13 protein-coding genes are annotated in these 20,179 nt (G+C 63.2%); 6 read left to right on the top strand and 7 right to left on the bottom strand.

Translation table 11 applies throughout. The features are described 5' to 3' along the window. Positions 1-3: 3 nt before the first annotated feature. Genes map through FWD29_01340 form a run of 3 tightly spaced genes read right to left on the bottom strand, consistent with a single transcriptional unit; the run spans position 4 to position 3,458 of the window. Positions 4-885: a type I methionyl aminopeptidase gene (map, locus tag FWD29_01350; protein ID MCL2802592.1), complete on the bottom strand. Its 882-nt coding sequence runs from the start codon at positions 883-885 to the stop codon at positions 4-6. Then, complete coding sequence (gene panB / locus FWD29_01345; GenBank protein MCL2802591.1) at positions 882-1,754, bottom strand: 3-methyl-2-oxobutanoate hydroxymethyltransferase; 873 nt, start codon at positions 1,752-1,754, stop codon at positions 882-884. The genes map and panB overlap by 4 nt, the downstream gene beginning before the upstream one ends. Before the next feature lie 15 nt (positions 1,755-1,769). Further along, entirely contained in the window at positions 1,770-3,458 is a 1,689-nt protein-coding gene (locus tag FWD29_01340; GenBank protein ID MCL2802590.1) for an NAD+ synthase, read from the bottom strand. 199 nt (positions 3,459-3,657) lie between these two features. Between FWD29_01340 and fabG the strand changes: the two genes are divergently transcribed. The 4 genes from fabG to FWD29_01320 all read left to right on the top strand — a co-directional run bounded on the left by fabG (position 3,658) and on the right by FWD29_01320 (position 7,502). Continuing rightward, positions 3,658-4,398: a 3-oxoacyl-ACP reductase FabG gene (fabG, locus tag FWD29_01335; GenBank protein MCL2802589.1), complete on the top strand. Its 741-nt coding sequence runs from the start codon at positions 3,658-3,660 to the stop codon at positions 4,396-4,398. Between the two features lie 23 nt (positions 4,399-4,421). Further along, positions 4,422-5,189 carry an enoyl-ACP reductase FabI gene (gene fabI / locus FWD29_01330; protein MCL2802588.1) on the top strand — a complete coding sequence of 256 codons (768 nt, stop codon included), beginning with the start codon at positions 4,422-4,424 and terminating at the stop codon, positions 5,187-5,189. A gap of 68 nt (positions 5,190-5,257) precedes the next feature. Beyond that, positions 5,258-6,970, top strand: coding sequence for a DUF885 domain-containing protein (locus tag FWD29_01325; protein MCL2802587.1), 1,713 nt, complete (start codon positions 5,258-5,260; stop codon positions 6,968-6,970). Continuing rightward, the gene (locus tag FWD29_01320; protein ID MCL2802586.1) at positions 6,960-7,502 is read left to right on the top strand and encodes a histidine phosphatase family protein; all 543 of its coding nucleotides are present in this window, start codon (positions 6,960-6,962) and stop codon (positions 7,500-7,502) included. The genes FWD29_01325 and FWD29_01320 overlap by 11 nt, the downstream gene beginning before the upstream one ends. A gap of 95 nt (positions 7,503-7,597) precedes the next feature. Here FWD29_01320 and FWD29_01315 read toward each other — a convergent pair whose 3' ends face one another. The 3 genes from FWD29_01315 to glgP form a co-directional block, all read right to left on the bottom strand. Continuing rightward, positions 7,598-8,890: a GNAT family N-acetyltransferase gene (locus FWD29_01315; protein ID MCL2802585.1), complete on the bottom strand. Its 1,293-nt coding sequence runs from the start codon at positions 8,888-8,890 to the stop codon at positions 7,598-7,600. Positions 8,891-9,041: 151 nt separating this feature from the next. Next, positions 9,042-11,270, bottom strand: a complete 2,229-nt coding sequence (gene glgB, locus FWD29_01310; GenBank protein MCL2802584.1) for a 1,4-alpha-glucan branching protein GlgB — start codon at positions 11,268-11,270, stop codon at positions 9,042-9,044. 137 nt (positions 11,271-11,407) lie between these two features. Next, positions 11,408-13,996, bottom strand: coding sequence for an alpha-glucan family phosphorylase (gene glgP, locus FWD29_01305; GenBank protein ID MCL2802583.1), 2,589 nt, complete (start codon positions 13,994-13,996; stop codon positions 11,408-11,410). Between the two features lie 191 nt (positions 13,997-14,187). Here glgP and FWD29_01300 point away from each other — a divergent pair, with 191 nt between their 5' ends. Continuing rightward, the gene (locus tag FWD29_01300) at positions 14,188-16,296 is read left to right on the top strand and encodes an alpha-1,4-glucan--maltose-1-phosphate maltosyltransferase (protein ID MCL2802582.1); all 2,109 of its coding nucleotides are present in this window, start codon (positions 14,188-14,190) and stop codon (positions 16,294-16,296) included. Positions 16,297-16,331: 35 nt separating this feature from the next. Here the strand turns inward: FWD29_01300 and glgX are convergent, their stop codons facing one another. Continuing rightward, on the bottom strand, positions 16,332-18,575 hold the full coding sequence (gene glgX / locus FWD29_01295; protein MCL2802581.1) for a glycogen debranching protein GlgX: 2,244 nt from the start codon (positions 18,573-18,575) through the stop codon (positions 16,332-16,334). Between the two features lie 113 nt (positions 18,576-18,688). On the opposite strand from glgX, the gene FWD29_01290 reads away from it, so the two are divergent. Then, a partial coding sequence (locus FWD29_01290) for an N-acetylmuramoyl-L-alanine amidase (GenBank protein ID MCL2802580.1) occupies positions 18,689-20,179 on the top strand: 1,491 nt, incomplete at its 3' end.

Here is a 20,179-nt window from a genome sequence, read left to right as displayed (position 1 = left end):
CCGCTACTGGGTAAGCGTCAAAATCTCGGATCCTGTTTCGGTGATTAAGATGGTGTGCTCAAATTGGGCGGTCCGTTTTGAATCGGCCGTCACCACGGTCCAACCGTCGTCCCAGAGCCGCCAGTCGTAGGTACCTAAAGTCAGCATCGGTTCAATCGTAAAGACCATGCCTGGCTCAATTAGTTGATCAAAGTCAGGGGCGGTGTCGTAGTGGGGGATGACCAAGCCGGAGTGAAAGGCCTGGCCAACGCCGTGGCCGGTGTAGTCACGTACCACGCCGTAGCCAAAGCGTTTGGCGTAGGCCTCGATCACGCGACCAATCACGTTGATTTCCCGCCCGGGTTTGGCGGCCTTGATGCCGCGCGTCATAGCCTGGTGGGTGCGCTCAACCAAAAGCCGGGACTCTGGGTCAACCTGACCGGCCAAGAAGGTGGCATTAGTGTCACCGTGAACGCCATCGGTGAAGGCGGTGATGTCGATGTTGACAATGTCGCCGTCTTGGATCACGGTCGAATCGGGTATGCCGTGGCAAATCACCTCGTTCAGCGAAGTGCACAGCGACTTGGGAAAACCCTTGTAGCCCAAAGTCGACGGGTAGGCGCCCCGGCCAATAAGGAAGTCGTGGCCAAGCCTGTCCAGCTCATCGGTGGTGACACCTGGTGCCACGTGTTTTCCCACATAGGCCAGGGCCTCGGCCGCCAACTGGCAGGCCCGCCTAATCGCCGCAATGGTGACGGCATCGTTGATTTCGCTGCCGGGCCAAGGTTCTAAGTCGGGTTGTGCCTTGCCAACGTATTCGGGCCGCTCTATTTCCTTCGGCACCAAGCGGGTGGGGCTAACAACGCCCGGCTTGAGTGAGCCAATTGGGGCCAAAGCGGAACTCATTCGAAAGAGTGCTCCTGGTCGGGGTACTGGCCCAGCCTAACGGCCCGGGCGTAGGCGGAAGCGGCATCGGCCAAATCTTGGCGCAGCTGGCCAAAGCGCCGCACAAAAGACGGTGTCCAGGCTTCAAGGCCAGCCATATCAGTCCAAACCAGCACCTGACCGTCGCAGCCAGCGCCGGCCCCAATGCCGATGGTGGCGATATCAAGATCAGCGGTCAGCTGGCTGGCCAAGGCGGCCGGCACCATCTCAAGTACCAGCGCAAAGGCGCCGGCTTCTTGTACGGCCCGAGCGTCTAATGCCAGCGCGCGGGCGGCCTGGTCGCCGCGACCTTGAACCCGGTTGCCGCCCAGGGTGTTGACCGATTGCGGCGTAAAACCGAGATGTGCCATCACCGGAATACCTGAGCTGGACAGCAGGCGGATCTGGTCTCTAACCCGCGCGCCGCCTTCAAACTTGACGGCTTGGGCGCCGGCTTTCATCAGCCGCACAGCTGAGTCAAAACAGCCTTCAGGGCTGGACTCGTAGGTGCCAAAGGGCAGGTCTACCACCACTAGGGCCCGTTTGACCGCCTTGGCCACGGCCCGCGTGGCGCTTTCCATCTGTTCCAATGTGACCGGCAGGGTCGTGTCATAGCCCAACATGACGTTGGCCATGGAATCGCCTACCAGCAGCACATCGATGCCGGCCTGGTCGAAGACCTCGGCCGTGGGCCGGTCGTAGGCGGTTAGCATGGTCAGCTTTTCGCCGGCCTGTTTGGCTTGGCCAAGGTGGTGGATCCTAACCTTGGCCTGCTGCGATAGGGCCGATGCCGCCCCCTGGCCGGTTGCGGGCAAGCTCGCCTTGGGCGCCGGGTTGTAAGCGGTGGGCATCTCGGTCACGTCGTTTCAAACCTCCTGCCAGCGGTTGGTCATGGGCAAACGCCGGTCGCGCCCGAACGCCACGGCGGTGACCTTTGGGCCAGGCGGGTACTGGCGACGTTTCCATTCTGCCTTGTCGGCCAGCCTGACTGCCAATTCGACCGCTGCGGCCGGGTGATCTTCACTGGCCAGCTCGGCCGGGCCCCAGCCTTGTTCGACATATCGCTGCAAAACCGGATCGAGGATGTCGTACTCGGGCAGCGAGTCGGTGTCGAGTTGGCCGGGACGCAGCTCGGCCGAAGGCGGCTTGGCAATCGACCGCTCCGGGATCGGTTCGACTTGACCGCTTTGGCGGGCCAGGGTGTTGCGCCAGCGGGCCAAGGCCCAAACCTGGGTCTTGTAGACATCTCTGATTGGCGCGTAGCCGCCTACGGCATCGCCGTAGATAGTGGAATATCCCGCTGCCAACTCGGATTTGTTACCGGTGGCCAAGACCAGGTGGCCCTCCATGTTGGAGATCCCCATCAGGACCATGCCGCGCACTCTGGCCTGGATGTTCTCCGCCCCCACCGCCGCCAGGTTGAGCTTTCGCACAAAAGGTTCCACCAAGTCGTTGATCGGTACGGTACGGAAATCCAGGCCCAAGCGTGAGGCCAGATCTGCGGCATCGTCCAGGGAATGCTGTGAGGAAATGGCCGAAGGCATGGCCACACCGGTGACATTGGCCGCCCCCAAGGCGTCAACTGCCAAAGTCGCCACCAGGGCTGAATCGATGCCGCCGGAAAGACCCAAGATGGCTTTGGCGAAACCGCCCTTACGGGCGTAGTCGCCTAGACCCAAAGTGATGGCCCGGTAGACCGCTTCTTCTTCGGCCAGTTCAGGTTTTGGCACCAACTCGGTGGCAGGTTCAGCCAGGTCGAAAGACACCAACTCCTGGGCGAAGCGGCCGGCCTGGCAAACCAGGTCGCCCTGGGCGTTGAGCGCAAAAGACCCACCATCAAATACAAGATCGTCTTGGCCGCCAACCAGGTTGACGTAAACCACCGCGGCGTCTAGCCGTTTGGTCTGCCTGCGGGCGTGGGCCAGACAGGCCTGGTCTTGGCCCAGCTCAAAGGCGGAGCCGCCCAACACCAAAAGGGCGTCGAGGCCAGGGGCGCCCTGATCCTGGTCCAGGGCCGGGGATCGGTTGGCCAAACGGCCAGCGGGCTGTTTGCCTGCCTGGCCGGCGCCTGTCGCTTGGCCGGCCGACCAAATGTCGTGGCCAATGGCGAGACCTAATCTGGCGCCGTGGGCGGCGAAAGTAGCCGATCGGTGGCCAGCGGCGAAAACGCGACACTGGTCATAGTCGCCGGTGGCTGGCAGGTGGCGTTTGGCGTAAACCTGCTGGACCTGGCCTCGGTGCAAGACGGCGGCAATGTCAACGGGCTGGCCCTGGTCGTTGGTACCAAGCCCACCGACCACTACCTGGCAGGCGCCCATGCCGCCGCGGTCCAGTCTTTGGGCCAGCTTGGCTATGGCCAGTTTGGCGGCTCGCTGCAAGCCGGGTTTGCCCGCCAGGTCGTCAATCGGATAGCCGGTCAGGGCCATTTCCGGGAAAACGACCACCTGGGCGCCGCTTTGGGTGGCCTCGGCGGCCCAGGAGTAGATCAAATCTGCGTTGCCTGCCAGGTCACCCACAGTCGGGTTGATCTGCGCTAGGGCAATGCGAGGTGACATGGCATCCCAGTCTAATCTGGCCCGAACCGCGCCGCCGCCCAGCCAATTCTTTGGGCCAGGCCGGCGGCAGCATTTGGAGGGATCGCACAAGGCGGGGCCAGACTTGTTGGATACCAGTGGCAGGGCGATCGGGCCGCCACAGAAGTAGTCTGCACAGGCGCAAGTCGCTACCAGCCATGGAACCAGCCAGGAGACAACATTGGACAGTAGACGTAGTGTTTTGATCACCGGCGCGGGCCGGGGGATAGGCGCGGCCATCGCCCAGGACTTTTTGGCGGCAGGCGACAACGTGGCCAGTTTGGACCGCGCGGCGCAACCAGACGCCGCGGCGGCAGCGGCCGGCGCAGTGCGGGGCCAACTCCTCCAACTGGAAGGCGACGTCACGGATGCGGCATCGGTCGAGGCGGCGTTCGCCGCTGCTGCAAAGGCCCACGGCCCGGTCGAGGTACTAGTCGCCAACGCCGGGATTGTGCGTGACCAACTGCTGATGAGGATGAGCGAGGACGAGCTGACCCAGGTAATCGACGCCAATCTGGTTGGAGCGCTGCGCTGTGCCCGGCGAGCCGTCAAGTCGATGCTGCGGCTCAAGCGGGGCCGGATCGTGCTGATCGGCTCGGTTGTTGGCCTGTCCGGTGGTTTTGGCCAGGCCAACTACGCGGCCTCGAAGGCCGGTCTGGTTGGCGTGGCCCGGTCGCTGACCCACGAACTGGGTGGCCGCGGCATCACCACCAATGTGGTGGCGCCGGGTTTCATCGAAACCGCCATGACCGCCGAACTGGGCGAAGATAGGCGGCAGGCCATTTTGGCGCAGGTGCCGGCCGGCCGGTTGGGTCAAGTGGCCGATGTCGTCGCTGCGGTTCGTTGGTTGGCCTCAGCTGACACAGGCTATGTTTCCGGTGCGGTCATTCCGGTTGATGGCGGTTTAGGTATGGGGCACTAGCCCCCAGGCAGAAAGGGACCATGGTGGGACTCCTCTGTGGCAAAAACATCCTGGTGACAGGCGTATTGACGGACGCGTCGATTGCGTTTCAGGTGGCCCGGTTGGCCCAGGAAGAAGGCGCCAATGTGGTTCTAACCGCGTTTGGCAAAGGCGCCCGGCTGACGGCTGCCACGGCCAAGCGGCTGCCGGTCGAGGCGCCGATGGAGCTGCTTGACGTCACCGACGCGGCCGATCTTGATTCTCTGGCCGGGCGGCTCCAACAGCATCTGCCCAGTTTGGATGCGGTGGTTCACTCGATTGGTTTTGCGCCGCAGGCGGTCATGGGAGGCAATTTCATGGAAGGCACCTGGCAGGACGTCTCAACCGCGGTCGAGACCTCGGCCTTTTCACTGAAGTCCTTGGCCCAGGCGACGCTGCCGCTGCTGAGCCCTGGGGCCGGCATCGTCGGCTTGACCTTTGACGCTAGTTTCGCTTGGCCGGTCTACGACTGGATGGGTGTGGCCAAGGCCGCCTTCGAGTCAACCGCCCGCTACCTGGCACGAGACCTTGGACCCCAAGGCGTCAGGGTAAATCTGGTCAGCGCCGGACCGGTCAAAACCACGGCGGCCAAAGCCATCCCTGGCTTCGACCAAATGGAAGGGGCTTGGGCCAAGCGGGCACCTTTGGGCTGGGATTCGGCTGACCCGGTGCCGGCGGCCAAAGCCGTCTTGGCACTGGCCTCAGGCTGGTTTCCGGCCACCACGGGCGAAATTGTGCACGTCGACGGCGGGGCGCACGCCATGGGGCAATAGGAGCTGGCCCACCGGACCTTGGTTGGTGCGAAGACATAGGCGAGACCCGATCACGCTAGGTTGGTTGTGTGAGCCCCAACACCGCCCCGGCCGGGCGGAGCCCAAGCCCAATCGACCAATTGGCCGAGCGCTACCACGACGGTGTAGTCGCGCTTAGCCCCATCCTGGCCACCTCGCTGGGTGTCAAGGGACATGACGCAGAGCTCGATGACTTTTCGCCCGCCGCTCAGCAAACCCGCATTGACTTGGTCCGCCAGTCGCTGGCCAGACTCGACAAGCTGACCCCGCAAGACTCCACTGATCAAGTGACGGCGGCGGCGCTGCGTGAACGGCTGGGCCTGGAGCTTGAACTAGACCAGGCCGGTGAGTTCACGCGAAACCTAAACAACGTCGACAGCCCAATCCAGTACATACGCGATGTCTTCGACCTGATGGAGACCACCACTGAGCACGATTGGGCCACTATCGCTCGCCGCCTGGCCGCCGTACCAGAAGCCTTGCGTTCATACGCGCGGACCCTTGACCTGGGCCTGCGCACGGGCCAACTGCCGGCTGGCAGGCAGGTGAGTGTCGGCATCGGGCAAGCCGAAGAACTGGCCCAGGCGGGCTCGAGTCTCGATCAATTGGCCCAGCGAGGCGCCGCGCAAGTCGGTCCGGCCCTGGCTGGGGACCTGGCCGTAGCCGCCTCCGAGGCCCGGCGAGGCTTCGCCGACCTGGCGGAACACCTGGCCACCCAGATCGCCCCGGCCGCCCCAAAGCCAGATGGTGTTGGCCGCGAGCGCTACAAGCTGTGGTCGCGCTACTTCCTGGGCACGGCCGTCGACCTGGACCAGACCTACCAGTGGGGTCTGGACCAACTGGAGGCGATCACGGCCGAGCAAGGCGACTTGGCCCAGGCGCTGTACGGCCAAGGCACCAGCGTCGAGGCGGCCTACCAGCGCCTCGACCAGGACCCGCGCTACACCCTAACCGGCGCGGACGCCCTTGAGCGATACATGAATGACCTGGCCAACCAAGCCATGTCTGAGCTGGACGGGACCTCTTTCGACCTGCCCGAGCCGGTCAAACGTCTAGAGGGCAGAATCGCGCCGAGCGGCTCCGGAGGCATTTACTACACTGCGCCAACTGAAGACTTCTCCAGGCCAGGCATCATGTGGTGGTCGGTGCCGGCCGGCATCGAGACCTTCCACACCTGGCGCGAGCGGACCACCGTTTTCCACGAGGGCGTGCCCGGCCACCACCTCCAGCTCGGCCTGGCCACCTACTTAGCGGACAGTCTCAACCGCTGGCGGCGACTGGGCCTGTGGTGTTCTGGTCACGGCGAAGGCTGGGCGCTTTACGCCGAGGCTCTGATGGGCGAGCTGGGCTTCATGGACGATGCGGGCGACCGCCTGGGCATGCTCGACGCGATGCGGCTGAGGGCAGCCCGCGTGGCCCTGGATATCGGCGTTCACCTGGGCAAAGACTTCCCTAAGCGTTGGGGTGGCGGCGGGAGGTGGGATGCGGCCAAGGCGCATCGTTTCCTGCGCGCCAACGTGGCCATGGATGATTCGTTTGTCGACTTTGAGCTTGAACGTTACTTGGGTTGGCCAGGCCAGGCACCCAGCTATCTAATTGGCCTGCAACAGTGGCAGGACCTGCGCCGCAGCTGCCAGGCGGCGGCTGAAGCGGGCGGCGCGAACTTCGACCTGAAGTCGTTCCACGCCCAGGCGCTGGCGCTGGGGTCGCTTGGGTTGGACACGCTGCGCCAAGCGCTGCTCGGGCTGCCCGATGTCGTCTAGTCACCTTGAGGTCCAAGCTTTCGGCGCTCGCCGGCTGGTTTTGTTGCGTCACGCCAAGGCGGTCACCGGCGAATGGGGTCTAGACAGCGAACGATCATTGGCCCCTCGCGGCCAGCGTCAGGCCGCCGCTGTGGGCCGCGACCTAGCTGCAACCGGTTTCGAACCGGATTTGGCCTTGGTCTCCAGCGCCAAAAGGACCGAGCAGACCTATCAGCTGGTCGCGGTGAACGCCGGTTGGAAGTTGGCGCCCCAGCTAAGCGGCGAGCTCTACCGGGCCTACGTCGATGAGCTGCTCGAGCTGTTGAGACAGGTCGACCCGGCCTGGCACCGGGTGCTTGTCGTGGGCCACGAACCGACTATGTCCGCCACCGCCAAGGCCCTGGCGGGCCCAGCCTCAAACGGCCAGGCCTTGGCCTGCTTGCAGCGGGGCATGCCCACTGCGGCCCGAGCAGTCCTTGATTTCGCCTGCACCTGGGCGGAGCTGTCCGCCGGTGCCGGCGCCCTGGCTGAGCTGGTCGCCTCAGGTCACTAACCGACCAGGTCCAAGCGAACCGCGACGGCTCCGCGAGCCGTGGTCAATCGATCAGGTCCGCTCTAAACCGGAGGGTCGCCAACAAGGTCTCGACATCACCAGCCGTAGGGCGAAGCCGGATGCAACGGTGAGCGGAAGGCCAGGTCAACCGCGTGTGCTGGGGAGGAATCGCGGGCTTGGATCAAGCCCCCTGCGACCAAGGCGGCGGCCGAGATGCCGCCGAAGAAAATCGCTCCGACTTCCCTGATGTCGAGTGTCAGATCGGCCACAGTCGGGTCAACCGGCGGCTCGCCCAATCGAGTCACGGTGGCCCGATCTGGCCCACCGACCAGTCTCCACAAACCAGCGTTCGACGGAAAATGTCGGTCGGTTACCGCCATGGCGACATCGATCGGCGCGCCGTAACGCCGCGCCTCCAGGGCTGCCGGCAAGTCCAGGACACGGGCGTGCAGGCAGTCGATGACTGGTGCGCGAATTGGCCGCGGGTCAGTCACCTGGGCGAAGAGCGGCTCGTCGAGCGGCATCAAATCAGTTTTGATGGTCTTGACCAGATCCATGTGGAGCAGAGTCGACCAAAGCGAGTGGTGACTGGCTGGGTCTAGGGCCACCAAAAGGATCACCTCTAAGGTGGCTTCGGGCACCCAGTCGCCCCATTTGCCGTCCCGGCGGAAAATGGCCACCCCGGTGGGCCGTCCGTCCGTCCAAACCACCGCGATGCGCCGTCTTTCGACTTTGCGATGGGTCTCTGGTGGGTTGTAGAACCACCGGCGCCACTCGCCCTCAGTTGTCGGCAAGGTCCAGGCCGGCCGGGCCAAGGGCCCTTGGCCTGCGGCCAGGCAGACTTCCTTGACTATGGCGGCGTGGCGATCGTATTCGGCCGTCTCTATGACCACCGACGTGGCGTCGCAGCCCGGAACGGGCCTCAGTTCGGTGCCGCGCGGGATCGTTAGGCAGGCTGCCCGGCTGGTAACGCCGTAGCCAAAGCGACCGTAGATCTCCGGTTCACTGGCGAAAAGCAGTGAGACCGGTTCGCCCCGGTCCCAACAGTCCTGGAAATGCCTGGCCAGGAGGGCTTTGAGGAAACCGCGCCGGCGGTAGGCCGGATGAACTCCCACAGCGGTCAGCCCGCCAATGTCGAGGCGCTGGCCGCCGGGCACCGGCACATCGAAGCTAAAGGCCGAACAAAAGCCAACCAATTGCCTGTCGGTCTCCAGGCCAAAGCTGCGGTCCCATTCGATCAGGTCACGCAGGTAGGCAGCCTCCGATGCCGGGTGTTCCTCGCCCCAAACCAAACCGTCGAAGTCCATCACTTCTTCCAGCCGGTCCGGGCCAACCGACACCACCTGGGCCGGAACGATGGCGGCTACGGCGTCGTCAGTAAAGCTCATCGCCCCATCCTAAGGGGCCGGCCAATGGACTAAATCCGGCCCCGATGGCGCGGCGTGGCCTTTGGGCTGGCAACCTCTGGCCCGGCCAATGGCCTAACTCCGGCCACAATGAGGCGGCGCGCAGGTCAGGCAGACCTCGCGCCCACCCCGATCAGTCCTCAGTGTCTTCAGGGTCTTCAGAGCCCTTAGGGTCCTTAGAGCCTTCAGCCGGCGCGAACCAGACCGCACCCAGCGGGCCAATCCGGATGACAGCAGAATGATCGCGACCGTGCCAGGGCAGGGCCTCGGCCTCAACCGCGCCAAGGTTGCCCACGCCAGAGCCGCCATATTCGGTGGCGTCAGAGTTCATGATCTCCGTCCAGGCGCCGCCCTTAGGCAAGGCCAGCCGGTAGCCCTCATGCGGAGTGCCGGCGAAGTTGATCACAGCCACCACCATTGAGCCATCCTCGGCCTTGCGAATGTAGGCCAGTACGTTGTGGTCGGCGTCATCGGCGTCGATCCACTCAAAGCCGGCCGGGTCGGAATCCTGCTGCCACAGCGCCGGGTGCTGCTTGTAGACCGTGTTGAGCCGCGCCACCAGGGCAGCCACACCGGCCTGATCGGCGTTGTCCATCGACCACCAGTCGAGCGATTGGCCAGAGTTCCACTCGGCTTCTTGACCAAACTCGCTGCCCATAAAGAGCAGCTGTTTGCCCGGATGGGACCACTGATAGGAGTACAGCCCGCGCAGACCGGCCAGCTTTTGCCAACGGTCGCCCGGCAGCTTGCCGACCAGCGAACCCTTGCCGTGCACAACCTCATCGTGCGACAGCGGCAGGATGAAGTTCTCTGAGAAGGCGTAAACCAGCGAGAAGGTGACCTCGCCGTGGTGATACTTGCGGTGAACCGGATCCTCTTCTAAGTAGCGCAGAGTGTCGTTCATCCAACCCATATTCCACTTCAGCCCAAAGCCCAGCCCACCGGCTGAGGTCGCCTGTGTCACCCCGGGCCAAGCGGTCGATTCTTCGGCAATCATGATGACACCGGGATAGCGTTTGTAGGCTGTGGCGCAGGTTTCCTGCAAGAAGCCAATGGCCTCGAGGTTTTCGCGTCCGCCATAGGCGTTTGGCACCCATTGGCCCTCGTCGCGCGAGTAATCGAGGTAAAGCATCGAAGCGACCGCGTCGACCCTAAGAGCGTCGACATGGAACTCCTCGTACCAATAGCAGGCGTTGGCCACCAGGAAGTTACGCACTTCGGTCCGGCCATAGTTGAACACCAGCGTGCCCCAGTCCGGGTGTTCGCCCTGGCGGGGGTCGGCATATTCGTAGAGAGCCGAACCATCGAAACGGGCTAGCGCAAAGCCATCTTTGGGGAAATGCGCCGGCACCCAGTCCATGATGACGCCGATGCCGGCCTGGTGCAGTTTGTCGATCAGGTAGCGCAGGTCGTCTGGTGAGCCAAAGCGGGAAGTCGGGGCGAAGTAGCCGGTGACTTGGTAACCCCATGAGGGCGCGTAAGGATGCTCGGCCAGCGGCATAAACTCAACGTGGGTGAAACCCAAGGCGGAGACATATTCGACCAGTTCATCGGCGGCCTGAGAGTAGCTCAAACCTTCCTGCCACGAACCCATGTGAACTTCGTAGACCGACATCGGGCCGTGGTGCGGGTCAAACGAGGCCCGCTGGTCGAGCCAGTCCTGGTCTTGCCAGGTGTAGGCGGATTCCTCCACCATCGAGGCGGTGGCGGGCGGCAGTTCGCAGCGCCGGGCCATCGGGTCGGCCTTTTGCACCCACATGCCGTCCTTGGTCTGGATTTCGTAGCGGTAGAGGTTGCCCGGGGTGACATCGGGTACGAACACTTCCCAAACCCCGGTGTTGCCCAGGGAGCGCATGGCTGTGGCGCCCGAGGTCCAGGAGTTGAAATCGCCAATCACCCTGACGGCTTGGGCCTCAGGAGCCCAGACGGCAAATGAGGTACCCCGGACCTCACCTAGGACTGAGGGGTAGGTCCGCACCTGCGAGCCCAGGGCGCGCCAGAGCTCTTCGTGGCGGCCCTCGTGGATTAGCTGCAAGTCGAGTTCACCCAGTGATGGCATGAAGCGGTAAGGGTCGTCGACCAGCTCGACGGCGTCACCGTAGGTGGTCCTGACGCGGTAGTCCGGTACCTCTTCGCCTTCGATCACGGCCACCCAAATGCCGTCCTGTTCGTGCGAGGCTTCGACCCGACCATCAGGTGTCACAATCAGGACTTCGTCGGCCAGGGGTCGCAGGGTCCTAATGGTGACGCCGCCCTGGTAGGCATGCGGCCCAAGCACTGCGTGTGGGTCGTGGTTCATACCGTGGGCGACTTCCCAAAGTACTGATGAATCAACCGGGACGGGGACGAGGTCCATGCTCATACTCCACCTTTTCGCAAATCGGAGGCCGTCGGGGCACGCCATTGGCCCCAGACGATCACTCCTCGCCAGTCTATCTGCTGCCACGCCGATAGATCGTGGTCATGCCAAAGCCTGGACTCGCGGGATTTGGGGTTCGGTTAGCTGGCGCTGGCCACCAGGCCCATATCGGCTGACGAGACCAGGTGGCGATGGCGCGGCACAATCCGCACGGTGTAACCAAATGGTCCGGAAATGTCCAAGGTGACATCGCCAACAAAACCGAAGTTACCGGCATCGTAGGTGTGGAGAACCCCAAGCGGCAGTGTGGCATAGCCGGGCTTCAGGCTGTCGCCCTCTGTCGCCCGGCCGAAGGCCACCTGCACTTCGACATCATCAGGCGTTAGCTCGCCCAGGCAAACGTAAGCCGTCACCGTCAGAGTGTCGCCAACCTGGACCACGTCGTCGACGCCACCAGATTCGACATGTTCGACTTTGACCTGGGGCCAAGCCCGGCGAATCTTGGCTTTCCAGGCGGCCAGTTCTTTGGCCGCGGTGGCGCCGTTCTGGCTCAAATCCCGGCCCAGGGCGGCGGCCGGGGCGTAGAGCCGGTCGACGTATTCCGCCACCATCCGGGTGGCCTGAACCTTGGGCGCCAATGTGGCCAGGGTGTGGCGGACCATCTCGAGCCAAGTCGCCGGCAGACCGCGGTCATCATTGTTGTAGAAACGCGGCGCCACCTGGTCGGTAATCAGGTCGTAGAGGGCGGCTGCTTCCAAGTCGTCGCGCCGGCCGGCGTCTTGAACGCCATCGGCCGTGGGAATGGCCCAGCCGTTGGTGCCGTCGTACCACTCGTCCCACCAGCCATCGAGGATGGACAGGTTCAGCGCGCCGTTCAAGGCGGCTTTCATACCACTGGTGCCGCAGGCCTCCAGCGGCCTAAGCGGATTGTTTAGCCAAACGTCACAGCCCGGGAACAAGGTCCGGGCCATGCCCATGTCGTAGTTGGGCAAGAAGACAATGCGGTGGCGCAATTCCGGATCATCGGTGAAACGGACCAGCTCGCGGATCAATGACTTGCCTTGTTCGTCAGCTGGATGGGCTTTGCCAGCAATGACCAGCTGGATTGGCCGGTCGGGGTCCAAGAGCAGCTGCCGCAGTCGTTCTGGGTCACGCAACATCAAGGTCAGACGTTTGTAGGTCGGCACCCGCCGGGCAAAACCGATTGTCAGGACGTCAGGCGAGAGGGCCTGGTCGATCCAGCCGAGCTCGGCTGGGCTGGCGCCGCGGCGCAGGTGGCTTTGGCGCAACCGTCGCCTAGCGTCAAGCACCAACTGGGCTCGGGCTTCACGCCGCAGGGTCCAAAGACGTTCATCGCTGACATCGGAAGGGTCAAGCCAGGCTGCCGCAGCGTGGGCCCAAGCCCCGACTCCAGAGCCGGCGTCGACCCCAAACGAAGCTTCGATCTCGCTGAAAGCCGGTTCGGTCCAGGTCGGCGCGTGCACGCCGTTGGTGATTGAGCTGATTGGCACCTCGCTGGCATCGAAACCAGGCCACAGGCCGGAAAACATTTTCCTTGAGACCTCGCCGTGCAGCAGCGAGACACCGTTTGACCGCCCGGCCAGGCGCAGGCCCATTACCGCCATGTTGAAAACCTGCCGGTTGCCGCCTTCGTAGTCTTCGGCGCCAAGGCTCAAGATGTCTTCGGTGCTGATCCCTTCGATGGCCAGATCGCCGCTGAAGTAGTGCGCCACCAAGGAGGTGTCGAAACGGTCAATGCCAGCCGGCACCGGGGTGTGGGTGGTGAAGACGGTTGAGCCGCGCACGGCCTCCAACCCCTCGGCGAAGCTCAAGCCTCCGGCCACATATTCCTTGATCCGTTCGATGCCCAGGAAGCCGGCGTGTCCCTCGTTTGTGTGGAACACCTCCGGCGCGGTGGTTGATGTTAGGGCGCAGTAGGCCCGCACGGCCTTGACCCCACCCATGCCGAGCAGCAGTTCTTGTTCTAGCCGGTGTTCGCCACCGCCGCCGTAAAGCCGGTCTGTCACCAAACGGGCCTGTTCGTCGTTGGCAGGCACATTGGAGTCCAACAGCAGCAGCGGCACCCGACCGACTTGGGCCTTCCAAATGTGGGCTCGCAGCCTGCGATTCTCCGGTAGAGCCAGTTCGACCATGACGGGCCTTGCGTCTTGGTCACGCAGCAGGCATAAGGGCAGCCCATCTGGGTCGAGCACGGGATAGGTCTCAGATTGCCAGCCGTCGCGAGTTAGGGCCTGTTTGAAATAACCCGAGGAGTACAACAACCCCACCCCGATTAGGGGAACTCCCAGGTCAGAGGCGGACTTGAGGTGGTCGCCGGCCAAAATGCCAAGGCCGCCGGAGTATTGCGGCAAAGCCGCGGTGATGCCGAATTCAGGTGAGAAATAGGCAATACCAGCTGGTAGATCAGCCGGTTGCTGTTGGTACCAGCGCGGCGAGTGCATGTATTCGCTCAAATCATTGGCTGCGCCGTTGACCTGGTCAATAAAGCCGGCGTTGGCGGCCAGTTCATCAAGCCGGCCAGGTCCAAGTGAGCCCAGTAGTGCGACCGGGTCACCGTGCAACTCATCCCAGGCCTCTGGGTCGATCTGCCTGAACAGTTCACGGGTGGGGGCGTGCCAAGACCAACGCAGATTGGTAGCCAGTTGGTCCAGGGCGGCGATGGCCTCAGGCAGGACGGTCCTTACGGTGAAGCGACGAATCAGTCTCACGCGCAAAGACACTACCGGTATTCGGCCGCCGAGGGTGGCGCCAACCGGCCCGGTGAGCCGTCCAGGGCCCTGGCCGGCGGCGTTTGCTTAGGCCAGCGCCTCAGGTAGACGGCGGTGAGGTCACCGACCCAGCGCAATTCGACCGGCTTGTGGCCGCCCGGATTTCCCCTGGGCGCGATAGATTTGTTGGCGTGAACTCAACGGCGAAAGACACAGCCCCTGTCATCCATTGGCAAGTCAGGACTCCCCGCCCAGCTGATAGAGCCGGCATCGGTCGGATCGGCGTAACTGAGGTCTCACCGACCTGCGAAGGCGGGCGTTGGCCGGCCAAGGCGGTGGTAGGCGAGGCCGTGCCAATCGAGGCCACGGTTTTCAAAGAGGGGCACGATGCCGTAGGCGCCACGGCGGTACTGGTTTCGCCAACCGGGCAGGTCACCCGGTGGCCGATGACGGAACTCAGCCGAGGCTTGGCCCGTTGGGGCGGGTCGGTAGTGCCGGACGCGCTCGGTGAGTGGTCTTTTAGGGTCGAGGGCTGGTTCGACCCCTATGCCACCTGGCACCATGACGCGGTTATCAAGGTCGAAGCCGATGTTGACACCGACCTGATGCTGGAAATGGGTGCCAGGCTGCTGGAACAGGCGGCCACGGCCCTGGGCGGCGAGGCTCCGGCTAAAGGCCAAGGTGGCGGCAAACACGCCAAGGAATTGACCGATGGGCCGGCAGCGGACGGCCGCCAACTGCTGATTGAGGCCGCCGCCAAAATGCGCAACGGCGCCTTGCCGGCGGCCGAACGTCTGGCCGCCGGGGCTGGAGGTGAGGTCTTCGACCTGATGCGGGCCAAACCGTTGCGGCTGGATGTAACTAAATCGGCCACCTACCACCTGGTGGTGCAGCGCGAGCGGGCCTTGGTCGGTTCTTGGTATGAGGTTTTCCCACGTTCGGTTGGGGCGACCTTTTCACCTGAAACCGGTTGGGTTACAGGCAACTTCAAGACCCTGGCCGCCAACCTTGACCGGATTGCGGAAATGGGCTTTGACGTGCTCTATTTGACGCCAATCCACCCCATTGGAGCAACTAATCGCAAGGGCCGGAACAACTCGCTCAACGCCAGGCCAACTGACCCGGGTTCGCCTTACGCCATTGGCACCGCCGAAGGTGGGCATGACGCCCTGCACCCAGACCTGGGTAGCTTTGACGACTTTGACGCCCTGGTGGCTCGGTCGCGGTTGTTGGGCATGGAAGTGGCCATGGACATTGCCCTGCAATGCTCACCGGACCATCCCTGGGTCAAATCACATCCCGAATGGTTTATTCAGCGGCCAGACGGCTCGATCGCCTACGCCGAAAACCCGCCCAAGAAGTATCAGGACATCTACCCGCTGAGCTTCGACCAGGATCCGGATGGACTTTATCTAGAGATCTTGCGGATCATCAGGTTGTGGGTCAGCCATGGCGTGACGATCTTCAGGGTCGATAACCCGCATACCAAGCCGCTGGTCTTCTGGGAGCGGTTGATTGCCCAGATTGCGGCCGAGTCCCCGGATGTGATTTTCCTGTCCGAGGCTTTCACCAGGCCACCTATGATGCACACGCTGGCTTTGGTCGGCTTCCAGCAGTCCTATACCTATTTTGCTTGGCGTAACACTAAAGAAGAGGTCTGCGAATACCTCGAAGAGCTGGCCGGCGAATGGGGCAGCTTCATGCGGCCGAGCCTTTGGCCCACCACGCATGACATTTTGACGCCTTATATGCAGCAAGGCGGGCTGGCGGCGCACCGGATCCGGGCCATTTTGGCTGCTACGGGGGCGCCCAACTACGGCATTTACACCGGCTATGAGCTGGTCGAGGATGTCGCTAGGCCCGGGGCGGAAGAGGCCATTGACAACGAGAAGTACGAATACAAGATCCGCGACTTCAACACCCCGGTGGCTCAGGAGCTATCAGCCCTGCTGACGCTGCTCAACCGGATCAAACGGCAACATGTCGCCCTGCGACGGCTGCGCAATTTGACTATCCACACCACGACTGATGATTCGACCATTTGTTTCTCTCGCCACGTCCCGGCCGAGCATTCGCCTGATGGCAAAGCCGACACCATCGTGGTGCTGCTCAACCTCGATCCGCATTCCGTGCGCGAGGGCGAGGTTCAATTTGACCTTGAAGCCCTTGGCCTGGACCCGGATCAGGACAGTTTCGAAGCCTATGACCTGCTGTCAGACCAAGCCTTCACTTGGGGCGAGACAGCCTTCTTCCGGCTCGATCCAAATGGACAGGCCGGCCACGTAGTGCACGTACGCTAAAGCCCTCACGGCCTGCCGCTTGGCAGCCCTCTAGCTCAGATTGAAAGGTAGAGGCGGGTCGACAGCGGGTTGACCGGCACGGTGTCATGCCTTGGGGTAACGACATCAGGGCCTTCGGCCTGGGTGGCTGAATCCCTGTCGCCGGGGTGATCCCAGGTCGAGTCCCAGATCAATTCCCAACGCCTTGACTCCTGGCCGGCCGGCAAGACAGCGTCGGTTGACTCCAACTGGCCGTTGATCAAAACCAAGGCATCGCGAGTAGCCGCGTCAGGGACATGGCGCAGCATTTGGACGGCTCTGAAATCGTCCTGATGCCAACGGTCGTGCGAGACGACCTCGCCGTCCATGGTGTACCAGCTCAGATCCGCCAGGCCGGTGCCGGTGTCGCGACCGGTCAAATGAGTGGCCGGGCGCAGAGCCGGGTTGAGCCGACGCAGCTGAAACAGGAAGCTGGCGGTGTCCAGTTGGTTCAGCTGCCAGGGTTGCAGATCCCAATTGATCCAAGAGATGTCGTTGTCCTGGCAGTAGGCGTTGTTGTTGCCAAACTGGGTCCGGCCAAACTCATCGCCCGCCACCAGCATTGGGGCTCCTGCCGAAAAGGCCAGCATGGCCAGCAGATTGCGGGTTGAGCGCAGCCTAAGGCTCAAAATGGCGTCGCTGCCCAGGCCCAGACCAGTCGGGTCATCGTGCCGGGCATCAAGCGGTCCTTCCAGGCCGTGGTTCCAGGACCGGTTGTCGTCGGTGCCGTCGCGGCCGTCCTCGCCATTGGCTTGGTTCAGTTTGTGCTCATAAGCGGTTAGATCATGCAGCGTGAAACCGTCATGGGCGGCCACGAAGTTGATCGAACCGGCCGGGCCGTGGTGGGCCATCGGGTTGGCGTGGGCAAAGAGGTCAGCGCTACCTGACAGGCGGGTGGCCAGGTCACGGGCATTGCCGGCCGGGCGGGAGGCGGCCAGCTCCTTGGGTCCGGCCAGCCAGAAACTGCGCACGTCGCCGCGGAAGGAGTCGTTCCAAGAGGCTATTGGTGGTGGGAAATTGCCGGTTTGCCAGCCGCCAGGCCCCATGTCCCAGGGTTCGGCGATGTGTTTTAAGCCGCGTAGGACCGGGTCGGTGATCAAAGTCACCAAAAACGGATGGTCGGGGTCAAAACCGGAGTAGCCCCGGGCCATGGTCACCGCCAGGTCGTAGCGGAAACCGTCGATCTGATAGTCGTTGGCCCAATGGCGCAGCGAGTCCAGGGCCAAAGCCACGGTTTTGGACCGGCGGAAGTCCAGGGCGTTACCGGTGCCGGTGACATCGGCATAGCGGGCTGGGACCGAGCCGTCATGGAGATACCAGGCCAGGTTGTCCAAGCCGCGCCACGACACGGTTGGGCCGCCCAGACCAACTTCGCAGGTGTGGTTGTAGACAACGTCCAAAATCACTTCAATGCCAGCTTGGTGCAGGCAGCGAACCATGTCCTTGACCTCACGCACCACCGCTTCTGGGCCGGCTGCCTGGGCGGCGGCGGTGGCGTAAAGAGGGTGTGGGGCGAAGTAGTTGAGTGTCGAATAACCCCAATAGTTGGCCAAACCCTTGGTGGCCAGATGAGGTTCTGACATCGAATAGTGGATCGGCAGCAGCTCGATTGAAGTCACGCCCAAGCGCTGCAAGTGCTCAATCATGGCCGGGGCGGCCACACCGGCGTAGGTGCCGCGCAAAGGCTCAGGCACGTCAGGGTGGTTCTTGGTCAGGCCGCGCACGTGGGCTTCGTAGACGACCATTTGGCTCCATGACACATTGGGGCGTTGGGAGCCAGCCCAGTCATAGTCCGCTTCACCGACAACGCCAAAAGCCATAACCGGGGCCGAATCGCGCGGGTCAGCTCGCCAAGGATCAAATACCGGGCCTAAGTTCGCATCGACCACATGGGAGTGCAAGGCCCCAGTCAGTTGGGGCATGCCCTCGACCAGCTTGGCGTAAGGATCGAGCAAGAGCTTGGCCGGGTTATGCAAGTGGCCAGCAGACGGATCCCAGGGGCCGTGGACCCGCAGGCCGTAGCGTTGGCCTTGGCCTATGCCGGGAATGTGGGCGTGCCAAACGCCGGCCTCGGGGCCAAATAGTGGGTATCTGGTCTCGTTTTGGTTTTCAGTGCCTACCTGATCAAAGGCGCAAAACTCAACCAAAGTGGCGTGGTCTGCCTCAACTACAACGTCGATACCGGCATCTGACAACCTGACCCCGGGCTGACGGGTTGCCTCATACGCCAGAGGCTCTATACGGCCTGCCGTGTGGTCCACGCAACATAGTCTGCCAAAAGCTGACACGCCTTGCATTAGTGGTGTTCAGAGCGCTGGCGACGGTAAACTGTGGCGCGGCCCCTTTAGACACGAACCAATACGAGGTAGCCCAAATGATGTTTCTTCCCCCAAACAAAGGCCCAGGCCACAGCGCACGGAAAGGCTGGCGACAAGCGGTAGCCGCCATTGGCGCCGGCGTTTTGCTGGCTGGCGTTGGCTTGGCCGCACCGGCTGCGGCCGGCCAGACAAACGCGGCCAACACGCCTGCGGCCGGTCTGTCTGACCCTGAGGTGACCTCACCGGATGAAGTCACGGCGGCAGTCGACCGGGCGATCGAGGCCGAGGGCCAGGACATCAACGTCGCTCCAGGCGATGACGCCCCGGCTGACTTGGACGCCGTGGTTGACCCGGCGTCGCCAGGGGAGGTAGACAACCTCGATCTAAGCGCCACTCCGGCCCAAGAGGTGGCCCTTGACGACCCGGCCGGAGCCATCACGGGCTGGGTCTCCCCGGCCTTGTTGACTGAGGAGTTCTACGTTGCCGGGGTCAGTTGGTCTGAAGGACAGGAGCCCGGTCGGGTCTTGGTGCGCACGGCTGATGACAACGGCTGGAGTGAGTGGTTTGACGTTGAGGCGGGGGCCGATGACGGCGACGCGCCGGATCCGGGTACGGCAGAGGCGGCCAATTCCAAGGCTGGCACCGAGCCGCTGGTGGCCCCAGAGGCGACCGCCATCCAGGTCCAAGTTCTGTCCCAGCCTGGGGCGGACTTGCCACTGGGCATCACCCCGGTGGTGGCGTCAGGTGCCCTGCCCGCAGGCGCGGCCGTGCCTCAAACTGCGCCGGCCCAGCCCCAGGCGACCGCCAAACCGGCCATCCATTTGCGCACTGAGTGGACCACCAGGAAACCAGGCAAGTTCGATCCGGCCCCGGCCAAGCTCTCTGGCGCCGTCCTGCATCACACTGCCGGCGCCAACGGCACCACCACGGCCCAAGCCCCGGGAGTCTTACGCGGCATTCAGAACTACCACATGGATAGCCGCGGTTGGAGCGACATTGGCTACAACTTCGTTGTTGACAGCCAAGGTGGCATTTGGGAGGCGCGCTCCGGTTCACTAGGCGCCTACGTGGTTGGGGCTCACGCCGCCCCGTATAACACTGGTTCGGTTGGCGTGTCGATCTTGGGCACCTACTCCTCTGTTGAGCCGCCCGGTAAGGCGGTTGACGCCGCTGGTCGTCTGATGGCCTGGCGTTTGAGCACATCAAACGTCTCTAACCTCAAGGCCACGGTGAAATACCCAGGCAAGACAGTGGCGGTTCCAGTGGTAGCCGGGCACCGCGATGTCAATTCGACCGATTGCCCCGGCAACAGGCTTTACGCCAAGCTGCCGACTTTGCGCACCTACGACGCGAGCAGCCCCAAGCCGCCGCCACCGCCGCCACCGGATCCTGGTCCGCCGCCGGTGACGCCGTTTGGCCAGATTATGGCTTCGCCAGATATGGATCGTGATGGTCGTGGCGAGGTTTTGGGGGTTGACCAGGTGGGGAACTTGTACCGGTATCCCATGATGGCTAACGGCAAACTCGGTGCCCGGGCCCATATTGGT

The organism is Micrococcales bacterium, from assembly GCA_009784895.1.
GTDB lineage: Bacteria > Actinomycetota > Actinomycetes > Actinomycetales > WQXJ01 > WQXJ01.
This window is presented reverse-complemented; position numbering and strand designations above follow the sequence as displayed.